The sequence below is a fragment of the Bradyrhizobium sp. 930_D9_N1_4 genome (assembly GCF_052076015.1).
Classification (GTDB): Bacteria; Pseudomonadota; Alphaproteobacteria; order Rhizobiales; family Xanthobacteraceae; genus Bradyrhizobium.
The window spans coordinates 7,079,413-7,106,268 of record NZ_CP197236.1 but is presented as its reverse complement, the minus strand read 5'-3'; the positions used below and the strand labels follow the sequence as shown (position 1 = coordinate 7,106,268).

At 64.8% G+C, this 26,856-nt stretch carries 24 protein-coding genes; 12 read left to right on the top strand and 12 right to left on the bottom strand.

What is annotated here, in order from left to right:
• The first annotated feature begins 208 nt into the window (after window positions 1-208).
• The 4 genes from AB7532_RS33780 (at window position 209) to AB7532_RS33765 (ending at window position 5,520) form a co-directional block, all read left to right on the top strand.
• The gene (locus tag AB7532_RS33780) at window positions 209-3,604 is read left to right on the top strand and encodes a helicase-related protein (protein WP_441238970.1); all 3,396 of its coding nucleotides are present in this window, start codon (window positions 209-211) and stop codon (window positions 3,602-3,604) included.
• 25 nt (window positions 3,605-3,629) lie between these two features.
• The gene (locus AB7532_RS33775; protein WP_441239413.1) at window positions 3,630-3,899 is read left to right on the top strand and encodes an RNA-binding S4 domain-containing protein; all 270 of its coding nucleotides are present in this window, start codon (window positions 3,630-3,632) and stop codon (window positions 3,897-3,899) included.
• 132 nt (window positions 3,900-4,031) lie between these two features.
• Entirely contained in the window at window positions 4,032-4,370 is a 339-nt protein-coding gene (gene fdxA / locus AB7532_RS33770; protein ID WP_441238969.1) for a ferredoxin FdxA, read from the top strand.
• A gap of 349 nt (window positions 4,371-4,719) precedes the next feature.
• Window positions 4,720-5,520: a CarD family transcriptional regulator gene (locus AB7532_RS33765; RefSeq protein ID WP_441238968.1), complete on the top strand. Its 801-nt coding sequence runs from the start codon at window positions 4,720-4,722 to the stop codon at window positions 5,518-5,520.
• 126 nt (window positions 5,521-5,646) lie between these two features.
• Here AB7532_RS33765 and AB7532_RS33760 read toward each other — a convergent pair whose 3' ends face one another.
• From AB7532_RS33760 to AB7532_RS33750, 3 genes are all read right to left on the bottom strand, one after another.
• A complete protein-coding gene (locus AB7532_RS33760) occupies window positions 5,647-6,009 on the bottom strand; it encodes a DUF1496 domain-containing protein (protein WP_441238967.1) in 363 nt (120 codons plus the stop codon).
• Between the two features lie 54 nt (window positions 6,010-6,063).
• Window positions 6,064-6,615 (bottom strand): hypothetical protein, encoded by a 552-nt coding sequence (locus AB7532_RS33755; protein WP_441238966.1) that lies wholly within the window; start codon window positions 6,613-6,615, stop codon window positions 6,064-6,066.
• Window positions 6,616-6,831: 216 nt separating this feature from the next.
• Window positions 6,832-8,043, bottom strand: coding sequence for a LysR family transcriptional regulator (locus tag AB7532_RS33750; protein ID WP_441238965.1), 1,212 nt, complete (start codon window positions 8,041-8,043; stop codon window positions 6,832-6,834).
• Window positions 8,044-8,177: 134 nt separating this feature from the next.
• On the opposite strand from AB7532_RS33750, the gene AB7532_RS33745 reads away from it, so the two are divergent.
• The 4 genes from AB7532_RS33745 to AB7532_RS33730 are packed head-to-tail and all read left to right on the top strand — an operon-like array spanning window position 8,178 to window position 12,650.
• Complete coding sequence (locus AB7532_RS33745) at window positions 8,178-9,149, top strand: PDR/VanB family oxidoreductase (RefSeq protein WP_441238964.1); 972 nt, start codon at window positions 8,178-8,180, stop codon at window positions 9,147-9,149.
• A gap of 25 nt (window positions 9,150-9,174) precedes the next feature.
• Window positions 9,175-10,281 carry a Rieske 2Fe-2S domain-containing protein gene (locus AB7532_RS33740; protein ID WP_441238963.1) on the top strand — a complete coding sequence of 369 codons (1,107 nt, stop codon included), beginning with the start codon at window positions 9,175-9,177 and terminating at the stop codon, window positions 10,279-10,281.
• A 54-nt stretch (window positions 10,282-10,335) separates the two neighbouring features.
• A complete protein-coding gene (locus tag AB7532_RS33735; protein WP_441238962.1) occupies window positions 10,336-11,517 on the top strand; it encodes an ABC transporter substrate-binding protein in 1,182 nt (393 codons plus the stop codon).
• Between the two features lie 14 nt (window positions 11,518-11,531).
• The gene (locus AB7532_RS33730; RefSeq protein ID WP_441238961.1) at window positions 11,532-12,650 is read left to right on the top strand and encodes a 5-methyltetrahydropteroyltriglutamate--homocysteine S-methyltransferase; all 1,119 of its coding nucleotides are present in this window, start codon (window positions 11,532-11,534) and stop codon (window positions 12,648-12,650) included.
• Between the two features lie 13 nt (window positions 12,651-12,663).
• On the opposite strand, the gene AB7532_RS33725 is transcribed toward AB7532_RS33730, so the two are convergent.
• From AB7532_RS33725 to cyoA, 7 genes are read right to left on the bottom strand one after another with little or no spacing between them, the layout of a single operon-like run.
• Window positions 12,664-13,197, bottom strand: a complete 534-nt coding sequence (locus AB7532_RS33725; protein WP_441238960.1) for a response regulator transcription factor — start codon at window positions 13,195-13,197, stop codon at window positions 12,664-12,666.
• Window positions 13,187-14,566, bottom strand: coding sequence for an ATP-binding protein (locus AB7532_RS33720; protein WP_441238959.1), 1,380 nt, complete (start codon window positions 14,564-14,566; stop codon window positions 13,187-13,189). The genes AB7532_RS33725 and AB7532_RS33720 overlap by 11 nt, the downstream gene beginning before the upstream one ends.
• Window positions 14,538-15,377 (bottom strand): SURF1 family protein, encoded by an 840-nt coding sequence (locus AB7532_RS33715; protein ID WP_441238958.1) that lies wholly within the window; start codon window positions 15,375-15,377, stop codon window positions 14,538-14,540. Before AB7532_RS33715 ends, AB7532_RS33720 begins: the two co-directional genes overlap by 29 nt.
• Window positions 15,374-15,754, bottom strand: a complete 381-nt coding sequence (gene cyoD / locus AB7532_RS33710) for a cytochrome o ubiquinol oxidase subunit IV (RefSeq protein ID WP_441238957.1) — start codon at window positions 15,752-15,754, stop codon at window positions 15,374-15,376. Before cyoD ends, AB7532_RS33715 begins: the two co-directional genes overlap by 4 nt.
• Window positions 15,751-16,380: a cytochrome o ubiquinol oxidase subunit III gene (gene cyoC / locus AB7532_RS33705; protein ID WP_441238956.1), complete on the bottom strand. Its 630-nt coding sequence runs from the start codon at window positions 16,378-16,380 to the stop codon at window positions 15,751-15,753. Before cyoC ends, cyoD begins: the two co-directional genes overlap by 4 nt.
• Window positions 16,381-18,378, bottom strand: coding sequence for a cytochrome o ubiquinol oxidase subunit I (cyoB, locus tag AB7532_RS33700; RefSeq protein WP_441238955.1), 1,998 nt, complete (start codon window positions 18,376-18,378; stop codon window positions 16,381-16,383). It lies immediately after the preceding gene.
• Between the two features lie 11 nt (window positions 18,379-18,389).
• A complete protein-coding gene (gene cyoA / locus AB7532_RS33695; RefSeq protein ID WP_441238954.1) occupies window positions 18,390-19,550 on the bottom strand; it encodes a ubiquinol oxidase subunit II in 1,161 nt (386 codons plus the stop codon).
• Between the two features lie 182 nt (window positions 19,551-19,732).
• Here cyoA and AB7532_RS33690 point away from each other — a divergent pair, with 182 nt between their 5' ends.
• Entirely contained in the window at window positions 19,733-21,067 is a 1,335-nt protein-coding gene (locus AB7532_RS33690) for an MFS transporter (RefSeq protein ID WP_441238953.1), read from the top strand.
• A 186-nt stretch (window positions 21,068-21,253) separates the two neighbouring features.
• Here AB7532_RS33690 and AB7532_RS33685 read toward each other — a convergent pair whose 3' ends face one another.
• Together AB7532_RS33685 and AB7532_RS33680 are read right to left on the bottom strand one after the other, a co-directional pair.
• Complete coding sequence (locus AB7532_RS33685) at window positions 21,254-22,645, bottom strand: M48 family metalloprotease (protein WP_441238952.1); 1,392 nt, start codon at window positions 22,643-22,645, stop codon at window positions 21,254-21,256.
• 131 nt (window positions 22,646-22,776) lie between these two features.
• Window positions 22,777-23,547, bottom strand: coding sequence for a thermonuclease family protein (locus AB7532_RS33680; RefSeq protein ID WP_441238951.1), 771 nt, complete (start codon window positions 23,545-23,547; stop codon window positions 22,777-22,779).
• Window positions 23,548-23,888: 341 nt separating this feature from the next.
• On the opposite strand from AB7532_RS33680, the gene AB7532_RS33675 reads away from it, so the two are divergent.
• The 3 genes from AB7532_RS33675 to AB7532_RS33665 all read left to right on the top strand — a co-directional run bounded on the left by AB7532_RS33675 (window position 23,889) and on the right by AB7532_RS33665 (window position 26,841).
• Window positions 23,889-25,097 carry an ABC transporter substrate-binding protein gene (locus tag AB7532_RS33675; protein WP_441238950.1) on the top strand — a complete coding sequence of 403 codons (1,209 nt, stop codon included), beginning with the start codon at window positions 23,889-23,891 and terminating at the stop codon, window positions 25,095-25,097.
• A gap of 197 nt (window positions 25,098-25,294) precedes the next feature.
• Window positions 25,295-26,086, top strand: coding sequence for an enoyl-CoA hydratase (locus AB7532_RS33670; protein WP_441238949.1), 792 nt, complete (start codon window positions 25,295-25,297; stop codon window positions 26,084-26,086).
• Window positions 26,087-26,088: 2 nt separating this feature from the next.
• Window positions 26,089-26,841: a hypothetical protein gene (locus tag AB7532_RS33665; RefSeq protein ID WP_441238948.1), complete on the top strand. Its 753-nt coding sequence runs from the start codon at window positions 26,089-26,091 to the stop codon at window positions 26,839-26,841.
• Window positions 26,842-26,856: the final 15 nt, after the last annotated feature.

The following is a 26,856-nucleotide window of genomic DNA, read 5'->3' as shown; positions in this document are numbered from 1 at the left end:
GCCCGGCTTGACCGGGCGATCCAGTACGCCGGGGCAGTTGTGGTTGAGCGGACGGACCGCGGCGTACTGGATGCCCCGGTCAAGCCGGGGCATGACAGCGGAGCAAGGGGCTCCACTGCCGCGTTCGGGGACATGACTGACAGAGAGCCTCCACCCCGCCCCATCCGGCACTGACATTCGCCCAAATCGGCACTACCTAATCCCCCAGATGCCCTTTTCCTCCTCCCCCTTCGCTTCCGAGCGGCTCCCCGGCGCTGGCGTCACTGCGGTGCTCGGGCCGACCAACACCGGCAAGACCCATCTCGCCATCGAGCGGATGCTGGCGCATCCCTCGGGGATGATCGGCCTGCCGCTGCGCCTGCTCGCGCGCGAGGTCTACAACAAGATTGCAGCCCGGGTCGGCAGCGAGGCCGTCGCGCTGGTGACCGGCGAGGAGAAGATCAAGCCGAGAAACCCGCGCTATTGGGTGTCCACCGTCGAGGCGATGCCCAGGGATCTCGACGTCTCCTTCCTCGCCGTCGACGAGGTCCAGATCGCCTCGGATCTCGAACGCGGCCACGTCTTCACCGACCGCATGCTCAACCGCCGCGGCCGCGACGAGACGCTGCTGCTGGGCGCGGCCACCATGCGCCCGATCATCGAGCGGCTGCTGCCAGGCGTGTCCATGATCACGCGGCCGCGCCTGTCGCAGCTGGAATTCGCCGGCGACCGCAAGATCACGCGCCAGCCGCGCCGCACCGCGATCGTCGCGTTCTCGGCCGACGAGGTCTACGCCATTGCCGAGCTGATCAAGCGCCAGCATGGCGGCGCTGCGGTGGTGCTCGGCTCGCTCTCGCCCCGCACCCGCAATGCGCAGGTCGAGATGTTCCAGAACGGCGAGGTCGATTATCTCGTTGCCACCGACGCCGTCGGCATGGGGCTCAATCTCGACGTCGACCACGTCGCCTTCGCCTCCGACCGCAAGTTCGACGGCTACCAGTTCCGCCGCCTGACGCCGGCCGAATTCGCGCAGATTGCCGGCCGTGCCGGCCGCGCCACCCGCAACGGCACCTTCGGCACCACCGGCCGCTGCGCCCCGTTCGAGCCCGAGCTCGTCAACGCGCTGCAGAACCACACCTTCGACAACGTCAAGATGCTGCAATGGCGCAATTCGAAGCTGGATTTCTCCTCGCTCGGCGCGCTCCAGGTGTCCCTGAACCTCGGCCCCGGCCATGAGGCGCTGACCCGCGCGCCGATCGCGGAAGACATGCGCGTGCTCGACCACGCCGCCCGCGACGCCGAGGTGCGCGATGTCGCACATGGCAAGGACGCCGTGGAACGCCTCTGGGAGGCCTGCCAGGTCCCGGACTACCGAAAACTGTCGCCGGCGGCCCATGCCGAGCTGGTGACGACGCTGTACGGCTTCCTGATGCAGAAGGGCTGCATCCCCGATTCCTGGTTCGCGGCCCAGATCGACCAGGCCGACCGCACGGACGGCGATATCGACACGCTGTCGGCCCGGATCGCGCAGATTCGCACCTGGACCTTCGTCGCCAACCGCCCGGACTGGCTGCGAGACCCCGAACGCTGGCAGGGGATCGCCCGCGAGGTCGAAAATAAATTATCGGATGCGCTCCATGAACGCTTGACTGAGCGTTTCGTTGATCGCCGGACCAGTGTATTGATGCGCCGCCTGCGGGAGAACACGAGCTTGAATACTGAAATCGGCAAGACCGGCGAAGTCATCGTCGAAGGCCATGTCATCGGCCGCCTCGATGGCTTCACCTTTGCACCGGACGCTGCGGAAGCAGGCTCGGATGCGAAAGCCTTGCAGGCTGCAGCGCAAGCGGTGCTCGCCGGCGAGATCAACGCGCGCGCCGAAAAGCTAGGCAACGCGCCGGACGACCAGTTCGTGCTGACCTCGGAAGGCATCATCCGCTGGACCGGTGATGCCGTGGCGCGGCTGTCCGCCGCAGAGGAGGCGCTGCATCCGCGCGTCCGCATCATCTCCGACGAGCGCCTCACGGGTGCGCCGCGTGAGAAGGTGCAGGCCCGCCTCGAGCTCTGGCTCAAGACGCATATCGAAAAGCTGCTCGGGCCGATGTTCGAGCTGTCCAAGGCCGAGGACGTCACCGGCATTGCCCGCGGCATCGCCTACCAGCTCGTCGAGGCGCTCGGCGTGCTCGAACGTCCGAAGATCGCCAACGAGCTGAAGGATCTCGACCAGCCCTCGCGCGCCGTGCTGCGCAAATACGGCGTCCGCTTCGGCGCCTATCACATCTATTTCCCGGGCCTGCTCAAACCCGCCGGGCGTGCGCTGGCCGCACTGCTCTGGGCGCTGAAGCAGGACAATGTCGATCTGTCCTCGCTCTCGGGCGCGCAGCATCTGGCCTCGTCAGGCCGCACCTCGTTCCCGGTCGACAAGCAGCTGCCGCGCGATGCCTATCGCGTGCTCGGCTACAAGCAGGCCGGCGAGCGCGCCGTCCGCGTCGACATCCTGGAGCGCCTTGCCGATCTGATCCGCCCGGCGCTGGCCTGGCGCGACAACTCGCCCGGCGAAAAGCCCGCCGGTGCGTTCGACGGCCGCAGCTTTGTCGTGACGCAGGCGATGACCTCGCTCACCGGCTCTGCCGGCGAGGATTTTGCCTCGGTGCTGCGTGCGCTCGGCTATCGCATGGAGAAGCGTCCGCCGCTGCCGGTGAAGCCGGTGGCTGCGCCCGCTGCCGAGACGCCGGTTGCTGAAGCGAATGCAGAGACTGCGACCGAAGACGCTGCCGCACCCGCCGAAACCGCGATCGAGGCCGCCGCCGAGCCTGTGACCGTCGAAGACGCACCCGGCATGGAGCAGCACGACGAGCCCGCAAGGGAAGAGCCGGCGCTCGAAGCGTCAGTTGAAACGCCCGTGACGCCCGAAGACGCCCCCGGCATCGCGCCGCCGGCGGAAGAAGCTGCTGCGCCCGCCGAGGCTGCTGTTGAAGAGGCTGCCGCTGAAACCGCTCCGGCCGAGACCGCCGCAACAGAAGCCGCCGCATCGCCCGATGCCGCCGCGCCTGTCGAGGCCGCCGCTGCGCCCGCCGAGCCCGAACTCGTCGAGGTCTGGCGTCCGGGCGGTCGTCATGAGGACCGCAAGCCGCGTCACGAGCGCCATCGCCACCAGCGTCACAACAACAACCAGCGTCCGCAGGCCAGTGCCGAAGCAGGCGCCGCGCCCGCCGAGGGCGGAGCTGCGCAATCCGCCGACGGTGAGAAGCGCAATGAGCGTCATCGTCACGGCGGCGGTCATCGCCGCGATGGGGCCAAGGACTTCCGCAAGCCGCGCGAAGGTGGTGCTGAAGGCGCACCTCGCCCCGAGGGTCGCGACGACCGCAATCGCAGCTTCCAGGGCAAGGACCGCGACAAGGATCGCAATCGCGACAACAAGAAGTTCGGCGGCGATCGTGACAAGGGCCGCGACAATCGTGGTCGCGACCGTGACAAGGGTGGCCGTGATCGTCAGGGCGGACCGTCGCTGCGTCCTTACGCATCGAGCGCGAACCCGCGCGAGCGCGATCGTCCCGCCGATCCGAACTCGCCCTTCGCAAAGCTCGCCGCGCTGAAGGAGCAGCTCTCGGGGCGCAAGGAGTAATCCCACGACGACCGAGCGGCAGCGCATCGACAAATGGCTGTGGCACGCGCGCGTCGTGAAGGCGCGCACCTCCGCGGCCGAACTCGTCGGGTCCGGCCACGTCCGTGTCAACGGTGAGCGCGAGAGATCGCCGGGCCATGCGATCAAGATCGGTGACGTCATCACCGTCGCGCTCGATCGCACCGTGCGCGTGTTGAAAGTCACAGGCTTCAACGAGCGCCGCGGCGATGCGGCCTCGGCGCGCGTGCTCTACGAGGAGCTCGGTGAAGGCAATCAAACGTCTCTGCGCAATTAATTGCGCTTTGAATTCATTTCTTGGTCGATCAATCACATAAAGCCGTCATGATCGAGGCTTCCCGACCTTGCAGCGCCGGGCCATCCGCGCTACGCAAGCCGCGACTTTTGAATAAGCTTTTCGGAGCGTTGGATGACTTACGTCGTCACTGAAAACTGCATCAAGTGCAAGTACACCGACTGCGTCGAGGTCTGCCCGGTCGACTGTTTCTACGAGGGCGACAACATGCTCATCATCCACCCGGACGAGTGCATCGACTGCGGCGTGTGCGAGCCGGAATGCCCAGCCGACGCCATCAAGCCGGACACGGAACCGGGCCTCGAAAAGTGGCTCCAGCTCAACGCCGACTACGCCAAGACCTGGCCGAACATCACCCAGAAGAAAGAATCACCCCCCGACGCGAAGGAATTCGACGGTCAGGAAGGGAAGTTCGAGAAATATTTTTCTCCGAACCCGGGCTCCGGGGACTAAATCCCGCCCAAACTTAACCCTAATACCGTCCGTAGCGCCGAAAACCAGCCCTGAAGACCCCTAAACCATTGATTTTTGCGGGAAATGTGCTATATTGGGCACATTAAGCTGAACCCCCGGTCAGCCCAGTTGGCCCCGTTGGGTTCCCGTGAAACCAAATGTCGAACAGGGGCGTGGCAGTTTCCGCGCGCAGGCTGTGTCACAGAAAACGCGTAAAAAGAGTACTTCAGCGAGGGCTTCCCATAAGGAGGCCAAAAAAGTCGCCACGGCCAGCCGTAGCGCATCCAAGGGTCGGACCGCTGCGAAGGCGCCGCCGGCTGCAAAGTCCTCGAAGAACAAAAGAAGCGCAATGCCTCACAAGACTGCCAAACCGGCCGCGAAAGCGACCGTTGCCAAGCCTGCTGCCGCCAAAGCTCCCGCTGCCAAGCCCGTCGCGCCGAAGGCTCCTGTTGTTGCTGCTGCTCCTGCCAAGGCTCCCGTCGCTGCCGCCAAGCCGGTCGTGAAGGCTGCTGCGCCTGCGCCGAAGGTCGAGGAAAAGAAGGTCGTGACCCAGCGTCAGGGCTTCAAGGCCAACGAATTCGTCGTCTATCCCGCTCACGGCGTTGGCCAGATCCTGGCCATCGAGGAGCAGGAGATCGCCGGCGCGAAGCTCGAGCTGTTCGTCATCAACTTCATCAAGGACAAGATGACGTTGCGCGTTCCGACCGCCAAGGTCGCCAACGTCGGCATGCGCAAGCTGTCCGAGCCCGCCCTCGTCAAGAAGGCGCTCGAGACGCTCAAGGGCCGTGCCCGCGTCAAGCGTACCATGTGGTCGCGTCGCGCCCAGGAATACGAAGCGAAGATCAACTCGGGCGATATCGTCGCGATCGCGGAAGTCGTGCGCGATCTCTATCGCTCGGAGTCGCAGCCGGAGCAGTCGTACAGCGAACGCCAGCTTTATGAAGCGGCGCTCGACCGTCTGTCGCGCGAGATCGCGGTGGTGCAGCACTCGACCGAGACCGAAGCGGTCAAGGAGATCGAGGCCCAGCTCGCCAAGAGCCCGCGTCGCACCGGCGCCAAGTCCGAAGCCGCCGAAGGTGAGACGGATGCCGAGGGCGATACTGACGAGACCGATGGCGACGACACCACCGTCGCCGACGAGGCCGCGTAAGCTTCTCGTCGCGTCGATTGCAACCCATCAAGAGCCCGGCCGTTTGGCCGGGCTTTTTTCTTGCGGGGTGATCAGGGCTTGGCCTGGCGGCAGTCCGGCCGAGCGCGGGTCAACCCGCGGGCGACTTCACTCGCAATATCGCTTTCCGTTGAAGTCGAAACACTTGGCGGCGCCGATCGCGGGATTGCGGTAATGCACGCGATAGGCCGTCCGGACTCGTGCGTGACGCGGGCGGGCGGCGGGTGCGGCAGCCGGAGCCGTGCAGCGATCGGCCAGATCCTTGTCGGTGACGGTCGTCCAGGTGAAGCGTCCTCCGTCCGAGCGGCAGATCAGTGCGACCGATTTCTGTACGCACAGGAACGCACCGTCGCTGTAGCTCCTGCTCGCATAGACGCAATTGGGTGCGGCCGGTTCGGCCTGGCCCGACGCAGTGGCTGCAAGCACCGCGAGTGCGGCCAGCGCGATGGTGAGATTGTACGACGTCGTCATGGATCGGTGCTCATTATGATCGGGAATCGCAGGATGCAGTTCCGGTATCTTGCCCTAGCGCTCGAACGCATTGCCGGCCTGAATCGAGCAGCTGGTGTTGCTCACATGGGCTTCCTTGATCTCGAGAGCCGCGCCATTGATCAGCGACCGCCCCCGCGCGATCGCGGTGCCGTTCTCGCGGCCGAGAACCACATTGGTAGTGCAGCCGGAGAAATCCGCGTTGAACTCGATCCGCACCAGCCGCACGCCGCCGGCGAACTGCGTCGTCACGATCAGGGACCGGCCGCTCACCCGGGCCTGCTGGCCTCCCGGCCCGTCCGATCCGACACTGCTGGCCTGGCCCGCTTTCGGCCTGCCCTTGTTGCCGCCTCCAAAAACCGTCCGCCGCGCGAACACGCGGCCCTCCGTCGAAACGTAAGCGCTGAGCGTGTGCGCAAAACTCTTTGGCGCAAATTCGCCCATGCCGCCCAGGCGCTGAAGCCGCTCCTCGGTCCATCCCGCCGTCACAGACTTGCCGCGCAACTGCGGCGCAGCGCTCTGCGCCAGTGCGGGAGACAGGCTTGCGGTGAGAAGAAGCAGACACCATCGTGCGTGCGCCAGTAACATCTGACCCTCCGAAAAAATGACAGGTAAAAACAACCGGCGTCTGTGCGTATGCGCACAGACATGCAATCACGGCAGCACAGTGCAATTCACGTTCAGGATGTATCGATCCATCGCTGCTTGCCGCCGGGATCATTGATCAGCACCAATGGGCGGTCAAGATCGAAGGCTCCGCGACCAGTGGCCCAATCGGTGCCCGAGCCGTGCGCCTCCTGGGCTTCACCTCGCGCGCGCAAGCTTCGCCGCTCTCTGGCCGAGGATGTCCAGGAATGTCTGTTGCGCCGCAGTCAGCGGCTGGTCCCTGCGATAGGTCAGCCCGATCGCGCGTGAGTTGGAAGGAAGTTCGACCGCAAGCGCCTTCAACCCCTTCGCAATGGTCTTCAGCTTTGCGGGCGAATAGGTCAGCAGAGCGATGACGTCGCTGTTCATGACCATCTGCTCGGCAAGCGCGAAGGTGACGATCTCGCAGGTCTGCGCCGGCGGCACCAGACCCTGTCCGATCAGCAGCTCCTCGAAATAGCGCCGCGTCGGCGTGCCGTGCGGCGCGACCACCCAGTTCTCGCCGACGAGGTCTTTCAGCTTGCGGCGGCCCTTCGCCAGCCGGTGATCAGCGCGAGCAATCACGGCGAAGAACTCGTCGTAGAGGTGTCGCTCCTCGAGGACGTCGTAAGGCGGCGGCGCGCGCAGCGGACCGATGACGAAGTCCAGCTCGCCCTGGCGCAATCCGTCGATCAAGGCGGCGTAGCTGCCGGTAACGGCCTGGAGGCGGACATGCCGGTGCCGGCTCAGCATCTCGCCGAACACCTTGACGACGATGTCCTGTTCCGAGAACGGCAGCAGTCCGACGGCGACGCGGCCCGTGACCTTGCCGGATAGCGCTTCAAGCTGCCCCGGCAGCGTCATCACGTCCATCAGAAGTTTTGTGTGGAGATCGGCAAGGATGGCAGCGTCGGCGGTCGCCTTCATGCCCGAACGCGTGCGCTCGAACGGTGGCCGGCCTGTTGCCGCGGCGATCCTGGCGAGCGCACGGCTGATGTCGGGCTGCGACCGCTCCAGATACTGGGCGGCCGTGGACACGCTGCCGGTTTTCCTGATCGCGCTGACAGCGCTGAGCAAGTCCCAGGCGAGGTGATGGCCGAGGTCGGCAATACGAGCGCCGGCCGCCTTGAGCGCCTCCTGTGCGGTCTGGATGCTCGACATCATGTGGCGGCAGCGCGCGATGACGATCTCGCCCTGCGAGGTCGGCTCCATGCCGGTCCAGCCGCGCGCAAACAGCTGCTGGTGCAGTCGGCCTTCGACCTCGGCGATCGACCGCGACAGGCTGCTCTGGCTCGCGTTGAGCTGCTCGCTCGCACGAGCAAGGCTGGCGCAGCTCGCCACCGCGCTGATGACGCGCACCTGCTTGATCGTGAGGACGGGTGTTCTCTGCATGCTGGCTGGGATTGTAATATTCAGTTTCTGCAAGGTCTATTTCAAAACCTGCATAATCGACCGATGCATGATCCTGCTAGCTAGGGACCATAATCACCGTGACGCCGAACTGTCGGCGTTGCCCGGGAGGCCCCATGTCCGGCAAGGGTATCGATGCTGTCGTGCTCGCGCGCCGTGCCCTCACCGGGCGCATCGCCGAATTCTGCATCGGTCGCGCGGACGGACGCCCGTTGCCGATGGCCGAATCCGGCAGCCATATCGAGCTGCATGTCGGTGGCGGTGAGCACCGTTTCGTCCGGCACTATTCCATCGTCGGTCCCCTCACGCTTCGCGACGATCCCGAACCGTTCTGGCGTATCGCCGTGCAGCGCGAGGACCGCGCGCGCGGCTCGGCATTCATTCACGACAATCTGCGTCCCGGCACGGCCTTGACCGTCTCGCGCCCGATCAATGCCTTCCGGCTGTCGCGGCATCGGGCGAACACGCTGCTGGTCGCCGGCGGCATCGGCGTCACGCCCATGCTTGCGATGGCGCGTTCGCTGCGAATGCGAAACGTGGATTTCACGATGCTCTATGCGGGGCAGAAGCGCTGCGTGATGGCGTATGTCGACGAGCTGGAAGGCCTGTGCGGTGATCGCCTGACCCTCCACGAGGGCGACCGCGACGGCATTCCCGATCTCGTCAGCCTGCTGTCCGGCCAACCTGCCGAGACATTGGTCTATGTCTGCGGCCCCGGAGCCATGATCGAAGCGTTGCGAGATGCCGCTACCGCGCTTGGCTGGCGGAAGGAGCGCGTCCGCTTCGAAGTGTTCAACGCCGCGCACAGGCCCGATGACGGGGACTTCGAGGTACGGCTGTCGAGCGGTCGCCGCGTCAGGGTCGGGGCGGGAACGACGATCCTCGATGCGCTTGAGCTTGCCGGCGTCGATACGTTGTCGAGCTGCCGTCGCGGCGAATGCGGTCTCTGCATCACCGACGTCGCGGGGTGCGATGGCGAGCTCGATCATCGCGACCGCTATTTCAGCGACGAGGAACACCGCGCCAACGGGCAGATCGCGATCTGCTGCTCGCGGATCACCGGCCGCGCGATTGCGCTCAACGTCTAGCGATCCCAGGGAAGGTTGAAAGCGGATGAATACGATCGACCTGCCCCGACCGACCGACGAGGCCGTCTTCGCTGCGATGGAGCCGCGGGAGCCTGGCGATTTCGCCAACCATGCCACGCCGCTGATCCGCAATTGCTGGTACGCCTGCGCGCGTGGAAGCGAGATCGGCCGCACGCCGCTGGCGCGAAAGCTGCTCGGTGTCGACGTCGCGTTGTTCCGGACCGAGGCCGGCGGGCCCGTCGCGATGCGCAATCGCTGCCCGCACCGGTCGTTTCCGCTCGCCCGCGGCAAGCTGGTCGGCGATCGTCTGGTCTGCGGCTATCATGGCATGGAGTTCGGACCTGATGGTGTCTGTGCGCATATGCCGGCGCTGACGCAGGCGCCTGCGACCGCAACCGTCCAGACCTACCCGATCGTCGACCGCGGCCCGCTCACCTGGATCTGGATGGGTGCACCCGATCTCGCCGACGAGGCGCTGATCCCCGACACCTCATGGCTCGGCGATCCCGCCTGGGGCACGGTCACAGGCAGTTTCCACATCAAGTCCGACTATGTGTCGATGCACGAAAATCTCATCGACCAGACCCACTTTCCGTTCCTGCATCCGGGCACGGTGGGCACGCCGGAATACGCGCGCTCGAAACTCAGCGTCTCCACGGAGAACAACCAGGTCGTGATCCGCCGCGAGCTGAAGGATGCGCCGCCGCCCGGCGTCTACGGCAAGCCGGCCAACATCATGCATAAGCGCGTCGACCGCGCCTCCGAGGCGCGCTTCGTCTCACCGGCGCTTCACACCGCCTTTGCCAGCGTGCGCGACGGCGCGCCCGATCCGGGACAGCCCGCGCTCTACCGCTACAACATCACCCACGTCTTCACGCCGGAGACCAACAATTCCATCCATTACTGGTGGTTCAACTCGCGGGATTATCGCCCCGGCGACCTGGAGATCGACAGGTTCATGTTCGAGGCGCATTCCCAGGCCTATCACGAGGACGTCGAGGCGCTGGAATGGATCAATGAGGTGGTGCGGACCGATGGCGAAGCGCAGTTCGACCTGAGCTTTGCCCCCGACAAGCCGGGCCTGATGGCGCGCCGCATCATGCATCGCCTGTCAGCGAAGGAAGCGCGCTGAGCGCGACGCCATCGAGCTCTGGTGACAAAAAACGACAACGCAGGGGAGGAATGAATGAGGAAGCAATTGAAGATCTGGGCTATCGTCACGATCGCAGCTCTCGGAACGGTCGCAGCGGCGCATGCCGCGGATCCGGTCAAGATCGGCGTGATCATCCCGATGACAGGACCGTTCCAGTCGAACGGCAGGCAGATCGAGGCTGCGATCAAGGCCTACACCCAGGCGAAGGGTGACACGGTCGCCGGCCGCAAGATCGAGTTCATCCTTCGCGACGATCGCGGCGCGCCCGACAACGCCAACAGATTCGCCCAGGAATTGCTCGCGCAGGATCGCGTCTCGATCCTGACCGGGTTCGGCAACACGCCGGCGGCACTTTCGGCCGCGGCATTTGCCGCCAAGGCGAAGGTGCCGCAGGTGATCATGGTCGCCGCGACATCGTCGATCGTCGAGAAGTCGCCCTACATCGTGCGGACCTCGCAATCGATCCCGCAGATCGCCAGCGTCATCGGTCAGTGGGCGCCGAAATCAGGCCCGAAGACCTTTGTGAGCATCGTCTCCGAATACGGTCCGGGCCTGGACGCCGAGGAATGGTTCGCCAAGACCGTCGAGGCCCATGGCGGCCGCGTCGTCGAGAAGCTCAAGGTCCCGCTTGCCAATCCTGACTTCGCGCCGTTCCTTCAGCGCGCGGCCGATGCCAAGCCGGACGCCTTGTTCGTGTTCGTTCCGACCGGTGCTGGCGGCAATTTCATGAAGCAGTTCGTCGAGCGTGGCCTCGACAAGGCCGGAATGAAGCTGGTCGCGATGTCCGACCTCACCGACGACGATCTCCTCAACAACATGGGCGATGCGGCGCTCGGTGCCGTCACCGGCGGTCCCTACTCCGCAAGTCACGACTCGCCCGAAAACAAGGCCTTCGTTGCGCAGTTCAAGGCGACCAATCCCGGCATGCGCCCGAATGTCGTCGCTGTCGGTGCGTGGGATGCGCTCGAGCTGATCTATCGTGCCGTGGAGGCGACCAAGGGCGACACCAACGGCGATGCGCTCATCGCGGCGATGAAGGGGCAGAGCTGGAACAGCCCGCGCGGCCCGATCTCGATCGATCCCGCGACGCGCGACATCGTCCAGAACATCTACATGCGGAAGGTCGAGCGCCACGACGGCGAACTCTACAACATGGAGTTCGAGACCTTTCCGAATGTGAAGGACCCGGCGCACGGGGCGTCGGAAGCGAAATGATCGGCCAAGGTGACATGACGAACGCCCCCTTCAACGCTCCAATCCGCGCTGACACCGTCGGCAGCCTGCTCCGCCCGGACGTCCTCCACGCCGCACGCCGTCGCCTTGAGCTTGGCGAGATCGATGCAGCCGCGCTGCACGCGATCGAGGACCGCGCGATCGCCGACGTCATTTCGTATCAGGAAGGGCTCGGGCTTCCCGTCGTCACCGACGGGGAGTTCCGGCGCGAGAACTGGTGGATCGATTTCGTCCGCAAGCTCGAAGGCGTCGAGATCACCGCGGGGGCAGGGCAGGCCTTTGCGACCAATGAGGCGCCGCGTTACGTGCCGAAATCGGTGCGGGTGTCGGGGCAGGTCGGCGCGGCCGGGCCCATCCTGGTCGATGACTTCCGCTTCGTCCAGAAGAGCGCCAGGGCGATCGCCAAGATCGCGGTGCCGTCGCCGACGCGGCTGCACTTTCATGGCGGACGGAAGTCGGTCTCGGCCGAAGTCTATCCCGATATCGAGGCCTTCTTCGCCGACGTCGCCGCGGTCTACCGCCGCGAGATCGCCGCGCTGGAAGCGGCCGGCTGTCGCTATATCCAGATCGATGATCCCTTGCTCAGCTACTTCCTCGATCCCAATTTGCGCGCCGAGATCATCGCCGACGGCGACGACCCTGATGCCCGGCTGCGGCGCTACATCCGGCTGATCAACGACTGCATCTCGGAGCGGTCGCCGTCGACGACGATCGGCATCCATATCTGCCGCGGCAACGCGCGCAGCACCTGGCTGGCGGAGGGCACCTACGAAGGTCTCGCCGATACCTGCTTCGCGCTGCTCAACGTCGACCGCTTCCTGCTCGAATACGATGACGAACGCAGCGGCTCGTTCGCACCGCTGCGTTTCATGCCGAAGGGAAAGCAGGTGGTGCTCGGCCTAGTCACGACCAAGCATGCGCAGCTCGAGGACAAGGATGCACTGAAGCGCCGGCTCGACGAGGCCGCCAAGCTGATCGATCCGTCGTTCCTCGCACTCAGCCCGCAATGCGGCTTCGCCAGCGTGGTCGAGGGCAATCTGATCACCGAATCCGACCAGCGCGCCAAGCTGGCGCTGGTGGTGCAGACGGCGAGGGAATATTGGGGCGCGGCGTAGGCGGCGCGACGGCTCACTTCACCGGCCGCTTCTCGAGCTTCCTTGCCAGTGTCCGCCGATGCATCCCCAGCCGCCGCGCGGCTTCCGAGATGTTGAAATCCGTCTCGATCAAGGTCTGGTGAATACGCTCCCATTCCAGCGTCTTGATCGATGTCGGGCGGGCGTCGAGCGTGACTTCGGCATTGCCTTCGGCCTTGTTGAAGGCGGCCTCGATGTCGTCGGTGTTCGACGGTTTTGCCAGATAATGGCAGGCACCGAGCTTGATGGCTTCCACGGCGGTCGAGATGCTGGCAAAGCCCGTCAGCACCACGATCAGCATGTCCGGGTCGTGCGTGTGCAGCAGCTCGACGCAGGCAAGGCCAGAGGCGCCGCCAAGCTTGAGGTCGACCACGGCGTGGCTGAAGGAACGCTCCTCCAGCACTTTTCGCACGTCCTCGATTGATGCAGCCAGCACGACATCATAGCCGCGGCGCTCGAACGAGCGCTTCAGCGTGCGCGCAAAGCCGGCATCGTCCTCGACGACGATGAGCGAACGGTCAGGCGTCAAAATTGCCTCCGATCGCGAGCGTGGCGAGCGGCAGCGTCAGGCGCACCGTGGCGCCGCGCTTCCTGTGGTTCTCGGCGGTCACGCTGCCCCCTAACTTGCGCACCACGTTCACCACCAGGAACAGGCCGAGCCCGCCGCCGGCGCGGCCCTTGCTCGACTGATAGGGCTTGCCGAGTTGTGTCAGCATCTCCGGCGCAAAGCCGGGCCCGCGGTCGCTGATCGACAGCACCAGATTGTCGCCCTCGCGCTCGGCCACGAGCTCGACCCAGCCGCGCGAGACCTCGTAGGCGTTGTCGAGCACGTTGAAGATCACCTGCTTCAGCGCGATATCCGAGACGATCGCGACGTCCTCGCCGAAAATGTTGGTGAAGTAGAGCGTCCGCGCCGAGCGGGCGTCGCGCCATTCGTCCACCAGCGCGGTGACGAAGGCCGCCACCGTCGTCGGCGAGGAGCCTTCACCGCGCGCTTCGCCGGCCGACACCAGGATGCCGGTGACGATGGTCTTGCAGCGTTGCAGCGAGGTTTCCATCTCCGAGAGGTCCTCGGCGAGCTCCTGATCGGCGGCAAGATCCGGCATGCGGCGCCAGTCGCTGAGGATCACCGACAACGAGGCGAGTGGCGTGCCGAGCTCATGCGCCGCGCCGGAGGCGAGCAGGCCCATGCGGACGATGTGGTCCTGCTCGGCCGCATGCTGACGCAGCGCCGCCAGATGCGCGTCGCGGTCCCTCAAGTTCCTGTTGATGCGGGTGACGAACACCACCAGCAGCACGGCATTGAGCGCAAAGCCCAAGAGCATGCCGGTAACGGTGAGCGTGTAGGTCTCGCTGAGCGGGTTCGGCGGCAGCTCGAGCGGCCGGTAGGCCAGTGTCAGCCAGACGAAGCACGCGCAGGTCAACGCCACCAGCGACCAGGTCGAGCGCGCATCGAGCAGCACGGCGGCCAGCGTCACCTGGAGCAGGAACAGCGAGGTGAAGGGATTGGTGGCGCCGCCGCTGAGGTAGAGCTGCGCGGTCAGCGCGGCAACGTCGAGCATCAGCGCGACCAGCAGCTCGTTGCTGGAGACGGCGGCGCGGTGGCGCACCCAGATCAGGCTGGAGACGTTGAGCAGCATCAGTGCGCCGATTACAGCGCCCATCCGCTCCAGGGGCAGGGGAATGCCGAGCCCGAAATGCACGCCGCCAATGGTCACGATCTGGCCGACCACCGCGGTCCAGCGCAGCTGGATCAGCAGCGCCATGTTCTTGCGATTGGTCTCGTCGTCGGTGGGCGCCGCGCCGATCAGCTCGCTGCGCGCGTCCGCCTGCGATTGCAGCGTGACGGCCAGCTCGCTCTTTCCGTCGTCAGGTCTGCTCGACGATCGTTCCAGCATCTGATCCCGTCCTGCGGGCGACATCGCCATCCGGTTCGCGGACGATGCGTTTACGGCGGAACAGCCCGCCGCCGAATGTGACGAAAAGCCTGCCGGCCAGCATGAAAGCCAGGGCAAACCACGTCAGCGCGTAGATCAGGTGGTTATTGGGAAAGCGGACCACGGTCAATCCGCCGATGGGCCCGCCCGCGGTTTGTGATCCGGCGTCAGCGTCGACGAAGAACGGGGCGACGTGGTCGAGGTCGCGCGCCGCCGCGATCGCGGTGACATCCCGCGAGTACCAGCGGTTGTGCTGGGGCACGTTTTTCCGGAGGAAGCCGCCTTTGGGCTCCGTGATGCGCAGGAGGCCGGTGATGTCGACCGGGCCGTCCGGATTGCCGTCCCGGCGCGTCGATGCGTCGCGCCTGTCGGAGGGCACGAAGCCACGGTTGACCAGGACCTGTGTGCCGTCGCTGCGCTGAAGCGGCGTCAACACCCAATAGCCCGGGCCTTCCTCGGTGACGGCCTGAACCAGCGTCTCGCGGTCATGCAAGAAACGGCCGGTGACGCTGACATGCCGATATTCGTCGTTCGCAGTGGACACCGCGGGCCACGACGCGGGGGAGGGGATCGGTTGTGCCGGGGCATGAACGCGCTGTTCGACGCGGTCGATCAGCGCCAGCTTCCAGGCGCGGCGTTCGATCTGCCAGACGCCGAGTGCAATGAGAACGACGAAGGCCGCGAGCGAGAGGACCGTGAGCCACAGGCGCGGACGCACGGCCTTGCGGCGCGCGTCCTTCGCTATGCTCGTCACGGTCCCGGTGTCGCTCACTTCATGCCGCTCATCTGATGCATCGGCATCATGTTGCTGTTGAGGTGGTTCATCACCCACAGCGAACCGGACAGCGCGATCACCACCATGACGACCGTGAAGATCAGCGCCATCATGGTCCAGCCGTTCTCCGATTTGGGGCTCATGTGCAGGAAGTAGATCATGTGCACGACGATCTGCACGACCGCGAAGGCCATGATGACCAGCGCGGTGATCTGCTTGCTCGGCAGCACGCCGCTCATCACCAGCCAGAACGGGATCGCGGTCAGCAGGACCGAGAGCACGAATCCGAGCATGTAGCCGGAGAACGTGCTGTGGGCGTGGCCGGTGTCGTGGTGATGGCCGCCCGCGCCAGCTGTGTGGGTATCGGTGTTCATCGCAGAACTCCCAGGAGATAGACGAAGGTGAAGACGCCGATCCAGACCACGTCGAGGAAGTGCCAGAACATCGACAGGCACATCAGGCGGCGGCGGTTGGCTTCGATCAGGCCGAACTTCTGGACCTGCACCATCAGCGTCACCAGCCAGATCAGGCCGCAGGAGACGTGCAGGCCGTGGGTGCCGACCAGGGTGAAGAAGGCGGACAGGAAGGCGCTGCGCTGGGGCGTCGCGCCCTCATGGATCATGTGGGCGAACTCGGAGAGCTCGATGCCGATGAAGGCAAGGCCGAACAGGCCGGTGATCGCCAGCCACATCTGCGTCTGCGCGATTTTGTTCTGCTGCATCGTCAGCATCGCGAAACCGTAGGTGATCGACGATAGCAGCAGCATCGAGGTGTTGACCGCGACCAGCGGCAGCTCGAACAAATCCTTCGGCGCGGGACCGGCGGCGTAGTTGCCGCCGAGCACGCCGAAGGTGGCGAACAGGATCGCGAAGATGAGACAGTCGCTCATCAGGTAGATCCAGAAGCCCAGCGACGTGCTGTAGCCTTCCGGATGCGGATGCTCGTCGGCGAGGTAGAAGACCGGCTCGCCGGTCTGGGAGGGATTGACGGCGACAGTCATTTACTTGGCTCCGGCGAGCAGTTTGGTGCGCGCGTCCTCGGCCCGGACGACGTCGTCGGCCGGAATGTCGAAGTCGCGGTGATAGTTGAAGGTGTGACCGATTCCGACGACGAGCATCGCGATGAAGCTCACGGCGGCGAGCCACCAGATGTACCAGATCAGTCCGAAACCCATCGCGGTGGCGAGGCCGGCGAGGATCACGCCGGTGCCGGTGCTGCTGGGCATGTGGATCGGCTTGAACCCGGCGAGCGGACGCTGATAGCCGCGCTTCTTCATGTCCCACCACGCGTCATTGTCGTGAACGACGGGGGTGAAGGCGAAGTTGTAGTCCGGCGGGGGCGAGGAGGTCGCCCATTCCAGCGTGCGCGCATCCCAGGGATCGCCGCTGACGTCCTTGAGCTGCTCGCGCCTGAGGAAGGAGACCGCGAACTGCACCAGCATCGACAAGATGCCGAGGAACACCAGGAAGGCGCCAATGCCCGCGATGATGAACCAGATCTGCAGGGACGGATCGTCGAACACGCGCAGGCGGCGGGTCACGCCCATCAGGCCGAGCACGTAGAGCGGCATGAAGGCGAGGTAGAAGCCCGTGACCCAGAACCAGAACGACAGCTTGCCCCAGAACGGATCGAGCTTGAAGCCGAACGCCTTCGGGAACCAGTAGGTGATGCCGGCGAACGCGCCGAACACCACGCCGCCGATGATCACGTTGTGGAAATGCGCGATCAGGAACAGGCTGTTGTGCAGGACGAAGTCGGCCGGCGGCACCGCGAGCAGCACGCCGGTCATGCCGCCGAGCACAAAGGTCAGCATGAAGGCGATCGTCCACATCATCGGCAGCTCGTAGCGGATACGGCCGCGATACATCGTGAACAGCCAGTTGAACATCTTCGCGCCCGTCGGGATCGAGATGATCATCGTGGTGATGCCGAAGAACGAGTTGACGCTGGCGCCCGAGCCCATCGTGAAGAAGTGGTGCAGCCAGACCAGGTACGACAGGATGGTGATGACCACCGTGGCGTAGACCATCGAGGTGTAGCCGAACAGGCGCTTGCCGGAGAAGGTCGAGGTCACTTCCGAGAAGATGCCGAAGGCGGGGAGAACCAGGATGTAGACCTCGGGATGGCCCCAGATCCAGATCAGGTTCACGTACATCATCGGGCTGCCGCCGAAATCATTCGTGAAGAAGTTGGTGCCGACGTAGCGGTCGAGCGAGAGCAGCGCGAGCACGACGGTCAGGACGGGGAAGGATGCCACGATCAGAACGTTGGTGCAGAGCGCGGTCCAGGTGAACACCGGCATCTTCATCATGCCCATGCCGGGGCACCGTAGCTTGACGATGGTGCAGATCAGGTTGATGCCGGAGAGCGTCGTGCCGACGCCGGCGACCTGCAATCCCCATATGTAATAGTCGACGCCGACATCGGGACTGTAGCCGATGTTCGACAGCGGCGGATAAGCCAGCCAGCCGGTGCGGGCGAACTCGCCGATGAACAGCGAAGCCATCACCAGCACCGCGCCGCCGACCGTCATCCAGAAGCTGAAATTGTTCAGGAACGGGAACGACACGTCGCGCGCGCCGATCTGGAGCGGCACGACATAGTTCATCAGGCCGGTGACCAGTGGCATCGCCACGAAGAAGATCATGATCACGCCGTGGGCGGTGAAGACCTGATCGTAGTGATGGGCGTTGAGGTAGCCCTCGGAGCCGCCAAAGGCGAGTGCCTGCTGCAACCGCATCATGAGCGCGTCGGCGAAGCCGCGCAGCAGCATCACGATGCCGAGGATCATGTACATGATGCCGATGCGCTTGTGGTCGACGCTGGTGAACCATTCGCGCCAGAGATAGCCCCAGAGGCGGAGATAGGTCAGGCCGGCGAGCATGACGAGGCCACCGGTTGCCACCACCGCGAAGGTGCCGACGACGATCGGCTCGTGCAATGGCAACGATTCGATGGTGAGCCGGCCGAAGATGAGCTTGAGAAAATCAGGAGACATGCGGGATCTCTTTAGGAGTCTGACTTCGGACGCTGTCCGAGGAAGAAGGACGAGGACTTCAGCGGCGTGAAGATCGGCCGCTTCAGGCCCGCGCCGAGCAATGGCGAGGTGTCGAGGGGTGCCGTGATGGACGCCGTGGTCTTGCCCTGCGGCGCATCGGGCGTGCAGGTGCCGGCGACGAAGGTCGGCTCCGGCCCGAGCGCGGTGCCGCGGCGGGCGTATTTGTCGTAGGCCAGCGGCAGCGTGTTGTTCAGGCCCTGATGGCCGGCACCGCCCTTGGCGTCGATCGCCATCATCTCGCTCTGACACATCTTGCCGGTCTCGACGCACATGTTGAGGATCAGGCGGTAGAGATCGGAATCGATGGTGCCGTAGCGGCGCACCGGCTCGTTCTGGCTGGGCTTTTCGAGCTGGAGATATTCGGCGCGGCCGAGCGAGCCGCCGGCCGATTTGGCCTGCGCGATCCAGGCGTCAAAGCCCTTGTCGTCGAGGCCCTGGAAGTTGAAGTGCATGCCGGAGAAGCCGGCGCCGCTGTAATTCGCCGAGAACCCCTTGTAGGTGCCGGCGTGATTCACCACCGCGTGGAGCTTCGTCTCCATGCCCGGCATCGCATAGATCTGGCCGGCGAGCGCGGGAATGTAGAACGAGTTCATCACCGAGGACGCGGTGATGCGGAAATTGATCGGACGATCGACCGGCGCGGCGAGGTCATTGACGGTGGCGATGCCGTAGTCCGGATAGATGAAGAGCCACTTCCAGTCGAGCGCGACGACGTCGACCTCGAGCGGAGCCTTGGACTGGTCCACGGCGCGGTCGGCATGGATGCGGCCGAGCGTGCGATAGGGGTCGAGCAGATGCGTGCCCATCCAGGTCAGCGCGCCCAGGCAGATGATGATCAGCAGCGGTGCCGACCAGATCACCAGTTCGAGGCTGGTCGAGTGATCCCATTCCGGTTCGTAGCGGGCCGAGGTGTTGGACTGGCGGTAGCGCCAGGCGAACAGCACCGTCAGCGCCATCACGGGGAGGACGATCAGGAGCATCAGGACGGTGGAGATGATGACGAGGTCGCGCTGCTGCGCTGCGATATCACCGGCGGGCGCCAGCACGACGTAGTTGCAGCCGCTGAGCGCAACTGCCAGGGGTAGCAGCGCCAGGATCTTGAAACGGGACACGGGCCGAGCCTTATGAGAATGAGTTTCCTTTGCGGGGCCAAGGGGTAGCTGCGGCGCAGCAATCCGGACATTGGACAATTTGTCCAATGTTGCAGTGCGGAATGTTGCGCCAGACAAGTCCAGACTGCTTGGCGCCCCGCCGGGCGGTCGGCTTTGGTTTTCAGGACGTTAAGGGCGCACGCATGGCGACGGCACAGACCCCCGCAATGGCGGATATCCACTCGGGCGAGCACGGCCACGACCAAGCCAGCCCCGGCGAGATCGCCATCGGCGTCATCATCGGCCGCACTTCGGAATTCTTCGACTTCTTCGTCTACGCGATCGCCTCGGTGATCGTGTTTCCGCGCCTGGTGTTCCCGTTCACGAGCGAACTGACCGGCACCCTCTATTCCTTCATGATCTTCGCGCTGGCCTTCGTGGCCCGGCCGATCGGCACCGTCATTTTCATGACGGTCGACCGGGAATACGGCAAGACGGCCAAGCTGGTCTCGGCGCTGTTCCTGCTCGGCACCGCCACCGTGGCGCTCGCGTTCCTGCCCGGCTATCACGACATCGGCGTCGCCGCGATCTGGCTGCTGGCGCTGGCGCGTATCGCGCAGGGTCTGGCCTGGGGCGGTGCCTGGGACGGCATGGCCTCGCTGCTGGCGCTGAATGCGCCGCCCTCCAAGCGCGGCTGGTACGCGATGGTGCCGCAGCTCGGCGCTCCGCTCGGGCTGATCGTGGCGAGCGCGCTGTTCGCCTATTTCGCCGGCAACCTCTCGGCCGACGACTTCTTCGACTGGGGCTGGCGCTACCCGTTCTTCGTCGCCTTCGCCATCAACGTGGTCGCGCTGTTCGCGCGCCTGCGCATGGTGACGACGGAAGAATATGCCTCGCTGTTCGAGACCCGTGAATTGCAGCCCTCGCGCATCTCGGAGACCGTTGCGCGCGAAGGCCAGAACATCATGCTCGGCGCCTTCGCACCGCTGGCGAGCTTTGCGCTGTTCCACATGGTTACGGTGTTTCCGCTGTCCTGGGTGTTCCTTTTCACCCGCGAAAGCCCCGTGCGCTTTTTGATCATCGAGATCGTCGCGGCCGTGTTCGGCGTCGGCGCGATCGTGCTGTCCGGCGTCATCGCCGACCGCGTCGGCCGCAAGTCGCTGCTGATGGGATCGGCGATCGCGATCGCGATCTACAGCGGCTTCGCGCCGCAGCTGCTCGATGCGGGCGCGTTCGGCGAAACCATCTACATGGTGATCGGCTTCATCCTGCTCGGTCTGTCGTTCGGCCAGTCCTCGGGCGCGATCGCCTCGAACTTCAAGCAGGCTTACCGCTACACGGCCTCGGCGCTGACCTCGGACATGGCCTGGCTGTTCGGCGCCGGCTTCGCGCCGCTGGTGGCGCTGCTGCTCGCCACCAATCTCGGCGTCATCGCCTCCGGTGCCTATTTGCTGTCAGGCGCGTTCTGGACCCTGCTCGCACTCTGGCTCAGCGGCCAGCGCGAGGCCGGCGATATGGACGCGGGCTCCGGCACTTAAGCACGAGTAGCTGCCACACGACGGGTGTCGTCCCGGCGAACGCCGGGACCCATAACCCCAGGGAGAGGTTGTGGGCCGAGCTGGCAACCACGAGTCTTCGCCAAGCTCTGTCCTGTGGTTATGAGTCCAGGATCTGCGCTTCGCTTGTCCGGGACGACAGCGGAGTTTGTGGCTCAATAATGCGCCTCAATCAGCCACCACCTTCACGCGATCTCGCACCTTCACCTGCGCGTTGCGATCGAGGCCGTTCAACACGCGAAAGCGCTCGGCGGGATGATCGACGCCGGCCATGCGGTGCGAGAGCGATTCCACGGTGTCGCCGGGCTGCACGGTGATCACCTTGATGCGCAGCGGGCGCGCGGCCTGGATCTCTTCAAGTGTCAGGCGGCGGAATGAATTGACGGTCTCGCGGGCGTTGCGCTCGCTCTCGGTCGATTTCTGCCGTGCCGCGAAGATGAAGCGATAGACGTCGCTGCCGAAGCGAAGCGCATAGACCTTGAACGACCATTGGTCGCCCTTGGCGGTGGCGGACGCGGCCGGGAAACCGTTGATCGAGATGTCCTCGGTCGATGCCTTCTCGACGCCCTCCATCCAGCCGGAATTCAGGTAATCGCCGAGCGACTGCTCGGCCGGCACGCGCACGACGTCGAAGCGCATCGCCTGCGAGCCGCCGTCGCGTACGCCGATCACCGCCTGCGCCGTGTTGTCGAGCGTGAAATTGTCCGGCGCCTGGAAGGTGAAGCCGAGCTTCGGATGCAGGAAGCGCCGGCCGCGGACGAAACCTTCGCTGGGGTCCTCGCCATAGACGAGGTTGTCGATCGCGGCGAGGTAGGTCTCGCGATCGCGCTCCGCGCCTTCGGGCGCCGCATATTGCCGTGCGATGGTCTGCGCGTTCTGCACGCGCTCAGGCGTTGCCGGATGCGACGAGGTGAAATCCTGCGCGCGCGGATCGAGCGAGGTCTTGCCGGCCTTCAGCTCGGCATTGCGCTCCATCGCGGAGAGGAAGCGGGCCGCACCATAGGGGTCGAAATGCGCCTTGGCGGAAATGCCGACGCCGATGCCGTCGGCCTCGAACTCCTGATTGCGCGAGAAGCTCGCCATGGTGAGCTTGGTCTTGGCGAGTGCGAGCGCGGTGAGATCGGGATCATTGCTCATGTCGGTGACGACACGGGTGACGATCGCGGCCTGGCGGGCCTGGTCCTCACGCATGGCCGCGTGCTTGGACAGCACATGCGCCATCTCGTGGCTGAGCACGGAGGACAATTCCGACGTGTCGCTCGCCAGCGCAAGCAATCCGCGCGTGACGTAGAGCTGGCCGTTCGGCAGCGCGAACGCGTTCACCGCGCCGGAATTGAGGATGGTGACCCTGTAGCCCTGGTCGGGCCGGTCGGAGGCCGCGACCAGCCGGTCGACGGTCTTGCTGACGAGCGATTCGAGCCGGGGGTCGTCATAGGTGCCGCCATAGCTCGCCAGGATGCGCTCGTGCTCCTTCTCGGTGGCGGGGGTCTGGGCGACGGCCGGCTTGGGTTTCGGCATCGCCACGGTCGGCGGGGCGGCTGCGGTCTGGAACCGGTTCATGTCACCGCAGCCGGCGAGGGCTGTGCCCAGCACAAGGCAAAGCACGGCCGGCGCAGCTCGCAGGCGGCGGCAATCACCTCGTCCGTGCCGTTCTAGCACCCCATTCACGTCGCTTAACCCGTGCCTGGCCGTTAAGGCCGTACCCCAGTAGGCTCGCTTGCGCCCAGCAATTCAATCTGTCCCAAGAGGCGCAATTCGATCCGCGGCCCCGCATTCCCCTCGACCCAGCCCCGGACTCGAATCCGTCGATTTTCCAGAGACTTAAGTGCGATCCCGGCGCCCTCGAAGGTCGCACCTACGCGCTTTGAAATAGTCACGGCAAAGCCGCGTGTCCAGTTCCGTCCGAAGTTGAGGTAGGTCATTGCCCCAGCTTGCCGGACCGACAGGACTTTGCCCTCGACCACCATAAAGCGCCCTATCCCGGCCAAAATATCGTCCGGACTTTCCGCGTTTTTTATGGCCGACGGGTCAGCCCAGTTGCCCTTTTTTTGGCGCCGCGCCTCGGCCTCCGACGCCATCAGCGCCGCCGCGCAGGTCTTGTCCGTGATTTCGGCGGAGGCAATGGCGTCGCCCTGGGCCAGGAGGGCGGCCTGTACCGAGGTGTCGTTCTCGCCGATGAAGATGAATGCGCCCTGGCGGCCGTAACGGTCCGGCGTGTCGTCAGTGCCGCGCAGCAACACGTCGCGGCCGACGAGCAACGATATCAGCGCCTGCTTCGTCGTCGCCGTGGACTCGATTCCAGTCAGTCGGATCTCGCGGCCGTCATCGAGGCGGACGCTGCGTGCATCGACGATTCCTGCGACGCGGCCATCGCCTTGCGTTTCGAATTGGCACGGTGTGGCGAACGCGCTGTGACCCGCGATGAGCAGAAATGCGACGATGAGATGAAGCAGTCGCGTCACGTTGCCCGGAGAGGTTGCGGTTCACGTCAGTCTTAACTCAAGCGTGGCGGGTCGCGAAGAGGCTTCCTCACATTCCGTCATTGCGAACGCAGCGAAGCAATCCAGAATCTTTCCACGGAGGGACTCTGGATTGCTTCGCTGCGCTCGCAATGACGACGCGGAAACATTTCGTCGCACGCCGCCATTCCGCTTTGCGGAAAACATGGCGGCAATCGCATGCCTGCAACGCCGCTCGCGCTTGCTGCGCACTTGCTCATGCGGCATGATTGCGGCAACAGCGATTGCCAAGAGCAATAACCAAGCCGCCATCAGAGACAGGCGATAAAGGGAGGTCTTTTCCAATGAAGCATATTTTGTCGGGCATTTTTGCCGCTGCGTTTGCCCTGACTGCGAGCGCCGCCGCGCAGGCCCAGGACAAACCGCCACTGAAGATCGGCGGCATCCTCGACATGTCGAGCCTGTATGCCGACATCACCGGCCCCGGCAGCGAAATGGCGGCCAAGATGGCCGTCGAGGATTTTGGTGGTGAGGTGCTCGGACGCAAGATCCAGGTGCTGGCGGCCGACCATCAGAACAAGGCCGACCTCTCCGCCAACATCGCCCGCGACATGCTCGACAATCAGGGCGTCGAGATGATCTACGACGTCGCGGCCTCGGCAACCGCACTTGCCGCCGGCGAGATCGCGAAAGCGCGTAACAAGATCATCATGTTCAACGGGCCGGGCTCGATCCGTCTCACCAACGAGGCCTGCGGTCCCTACACCATCCACTACGTGTTCGACACCTACGGCCAGGCCAACGTGACCGGCCTTGCGGCCGTGAAATCGGGTCTCGACAGCTGGTACTTCCTCACGGCCGACTACGCCTTCGGCCAGGATCTGGAAAAGGACACCAGCGCCGTCGTCGCCAAGACCGGCGGCAAGGTGCTCGGCAGCGTGCGCCATCCGCTCAACACCTCGGATTTCTCGTCGTTCCTGCTTCAGGCCCAGGCCTCCAAGGCCAAGGTGATCGGGCTCGCCAATGCCGGCGGCGACACTGTCAACGCCATCAAGCAGGCGGCCGAGTTCGGCATCACCAAGGGCGGCCAGAAGGTCTCGCCGCTGCTCGCCTTCGTCTCCGACATCGATTCGATCGGGCTGGAGACGGCGCAGGGCCTGCTGCTCGCCGAAGCCTTCTACTGGGACCTCAACGACGACACGCGCGCGTTCTCGAAGCGCTTCATGGAGCGCATGAAGCGCGTGCCGACCTCGGCGCAGGCCGGCGTCTATTCCTCCATCACGCACTATCTGAAGGCGGTGAAGGCGGCCGGCACGACCGACGCGGCCACTGTCATCAAGGTGATGAAGGAGACGCCGATCAATGACTTCTTTGCCAAGAACGGCAAGATCCGCGAGGACGGGCGCATGATCCACGACATGTACCTGTTCGAGGTGAAGAAGCCGTCGGAATCCAAGGGCCGCTGGGACGATTACAAGCTGCTCGCCACCGTGGCCGGCAGCGAAGCGTTCCAGCCGCTCGAGCAGTCGCGCTGCCCGCTGGTGAAGAAATAGGTCTCGTCATTGCGAGCGACTTGTCCGCCATAGCTCGAAGAGCGACGGCGGAAGCGAAGCAATCCAGACTGTCTCCACAGAAACATCTCTGGATTGCTTCGTCGCCAGCGCAAAATTGCTTCGCAATTTGTCGCGGGCTCCTCGCAATGACGGGTGTGGCGATTGAACGAGCCAAACAACAACAAGGGAAACGTCCCATGAGCAACGACATGGTCCTGCAAAAGCTCGAAGGCGGGCTGCTCACCATCACGATGAACCGTCCCGAGCGGAAGAACGCGCTCAACCCGGAGATGGTCGCAGGCCTGGTCGAGGCGGCGCGCCGCGCGGCCGACGATCCCGAGGTGCGTGCCGTGCTGCTCAAGGGCGCCGGCGGATCGTTCTGCGTCGGCGGTGACGTCAAGTCGATGGCGGCAGGCCGTGCGCCGCTGCCGTTCGAAGTGAAGATGGCGAACCTGCGTCGCGGCATGGAGGTCTCGCGCATCCTGCACCAGATGCCGAAACCCGTGGTGGCGCAGCTCGATGGCGCGGCGGCCGGGGCCGGCCTCTCGATGGCGCTGTCGTGCGATCTGCGCGTGGCCAGCGAATCCTGCAAGATCACGACGGCCTTCGCCAAGGTCGGTTTCTCCGGCGATTACGGCGGCACCTATTTCCTGACCCAGCTGCTCGGCAGCGCGCGGGCGCGCGAGCTCTATCTGATGTCGCCGGTGCTGACGGCCAAGGAAGCGCATGCGATCGGCATGGTGACGAAGGTGGTTGCCGATGCCGAGATCGAAACCGCAGCTCACGAGCTCGCGCTGTCGCTGGCGCAAGGCCCGTCGATCGCGCTGGGCTTCATCAAACGCAACATCAACAATGCCGAGCATCTGCCGCTGGAGGATTGCTTCGACGGCGAGGCGATCCATCACACCCGCTGCAGCGATACCGAGGACCACAAGGAGGCCGCGAAGGCCTTCGTCGAGAAGCGCAAGCCCGCCTTCAAGGGGGCATGACCATGGCGCCCTACATGCGGCTGCGGCAGATCTGTCTCGTCGCGCCGCAGTTGGCGCCTGCCATCTCCGATATCGCCGGGATCATGGGGCTTTCCGTCTGCTACCAGGACGGCAATGTCGCAAAATACGGACTGGAGAACGCGCTGCTCCCGGTCGATACGATCATGCTGGAGGTCGTCGCGCCGTTCCAGGACGGCACTACGGCCGGCCGCTTCATCGAGAAGACCGGCGGCCGCGGCGGCTACATGGCGATCTTCTGCTGCGACGATCCGGACGAGCGCGGCCGCAACGCCAATGCGATGGGCGTGCGCACGGCGAACGTCATCGACCACGCGCCCTATCATGGCGTGCAGCTTCACCCGCGCGACTGCCGTGCCGCCTTCATCGAGTTCAACCACACCGAAGGCAGCGACGACATTCTGGGTGAATATCCGCCAGCCGGGCCGGATTGGCAAAAGTCCATCCGCAAGGACGTGACGCAGGCGCTGACGGCGGTGGAGATGCAGAGCCCGGATCCGCAGGGGCTGGCGGAGCATTGGGGCAAGATCATCGGGATTGCGCCGAGTGGCGATGCCGAATTGAAGCTGCCGAACGCGACCTTTCGCTTCGTGAAGGGCGCCAGCGAGATCATGAGCGCGCTGGAGTTTCGGGTGGCTGATGTCGCGAGCGTGCTGCATGCCGCCAAGGCGAAGGGGCTCGCGGTCGCGGGGAACGAGTTCCTGCTGAGCGGCGTGACGTTCCGGCTTGTGGCTTGAGCGATTACCAACACA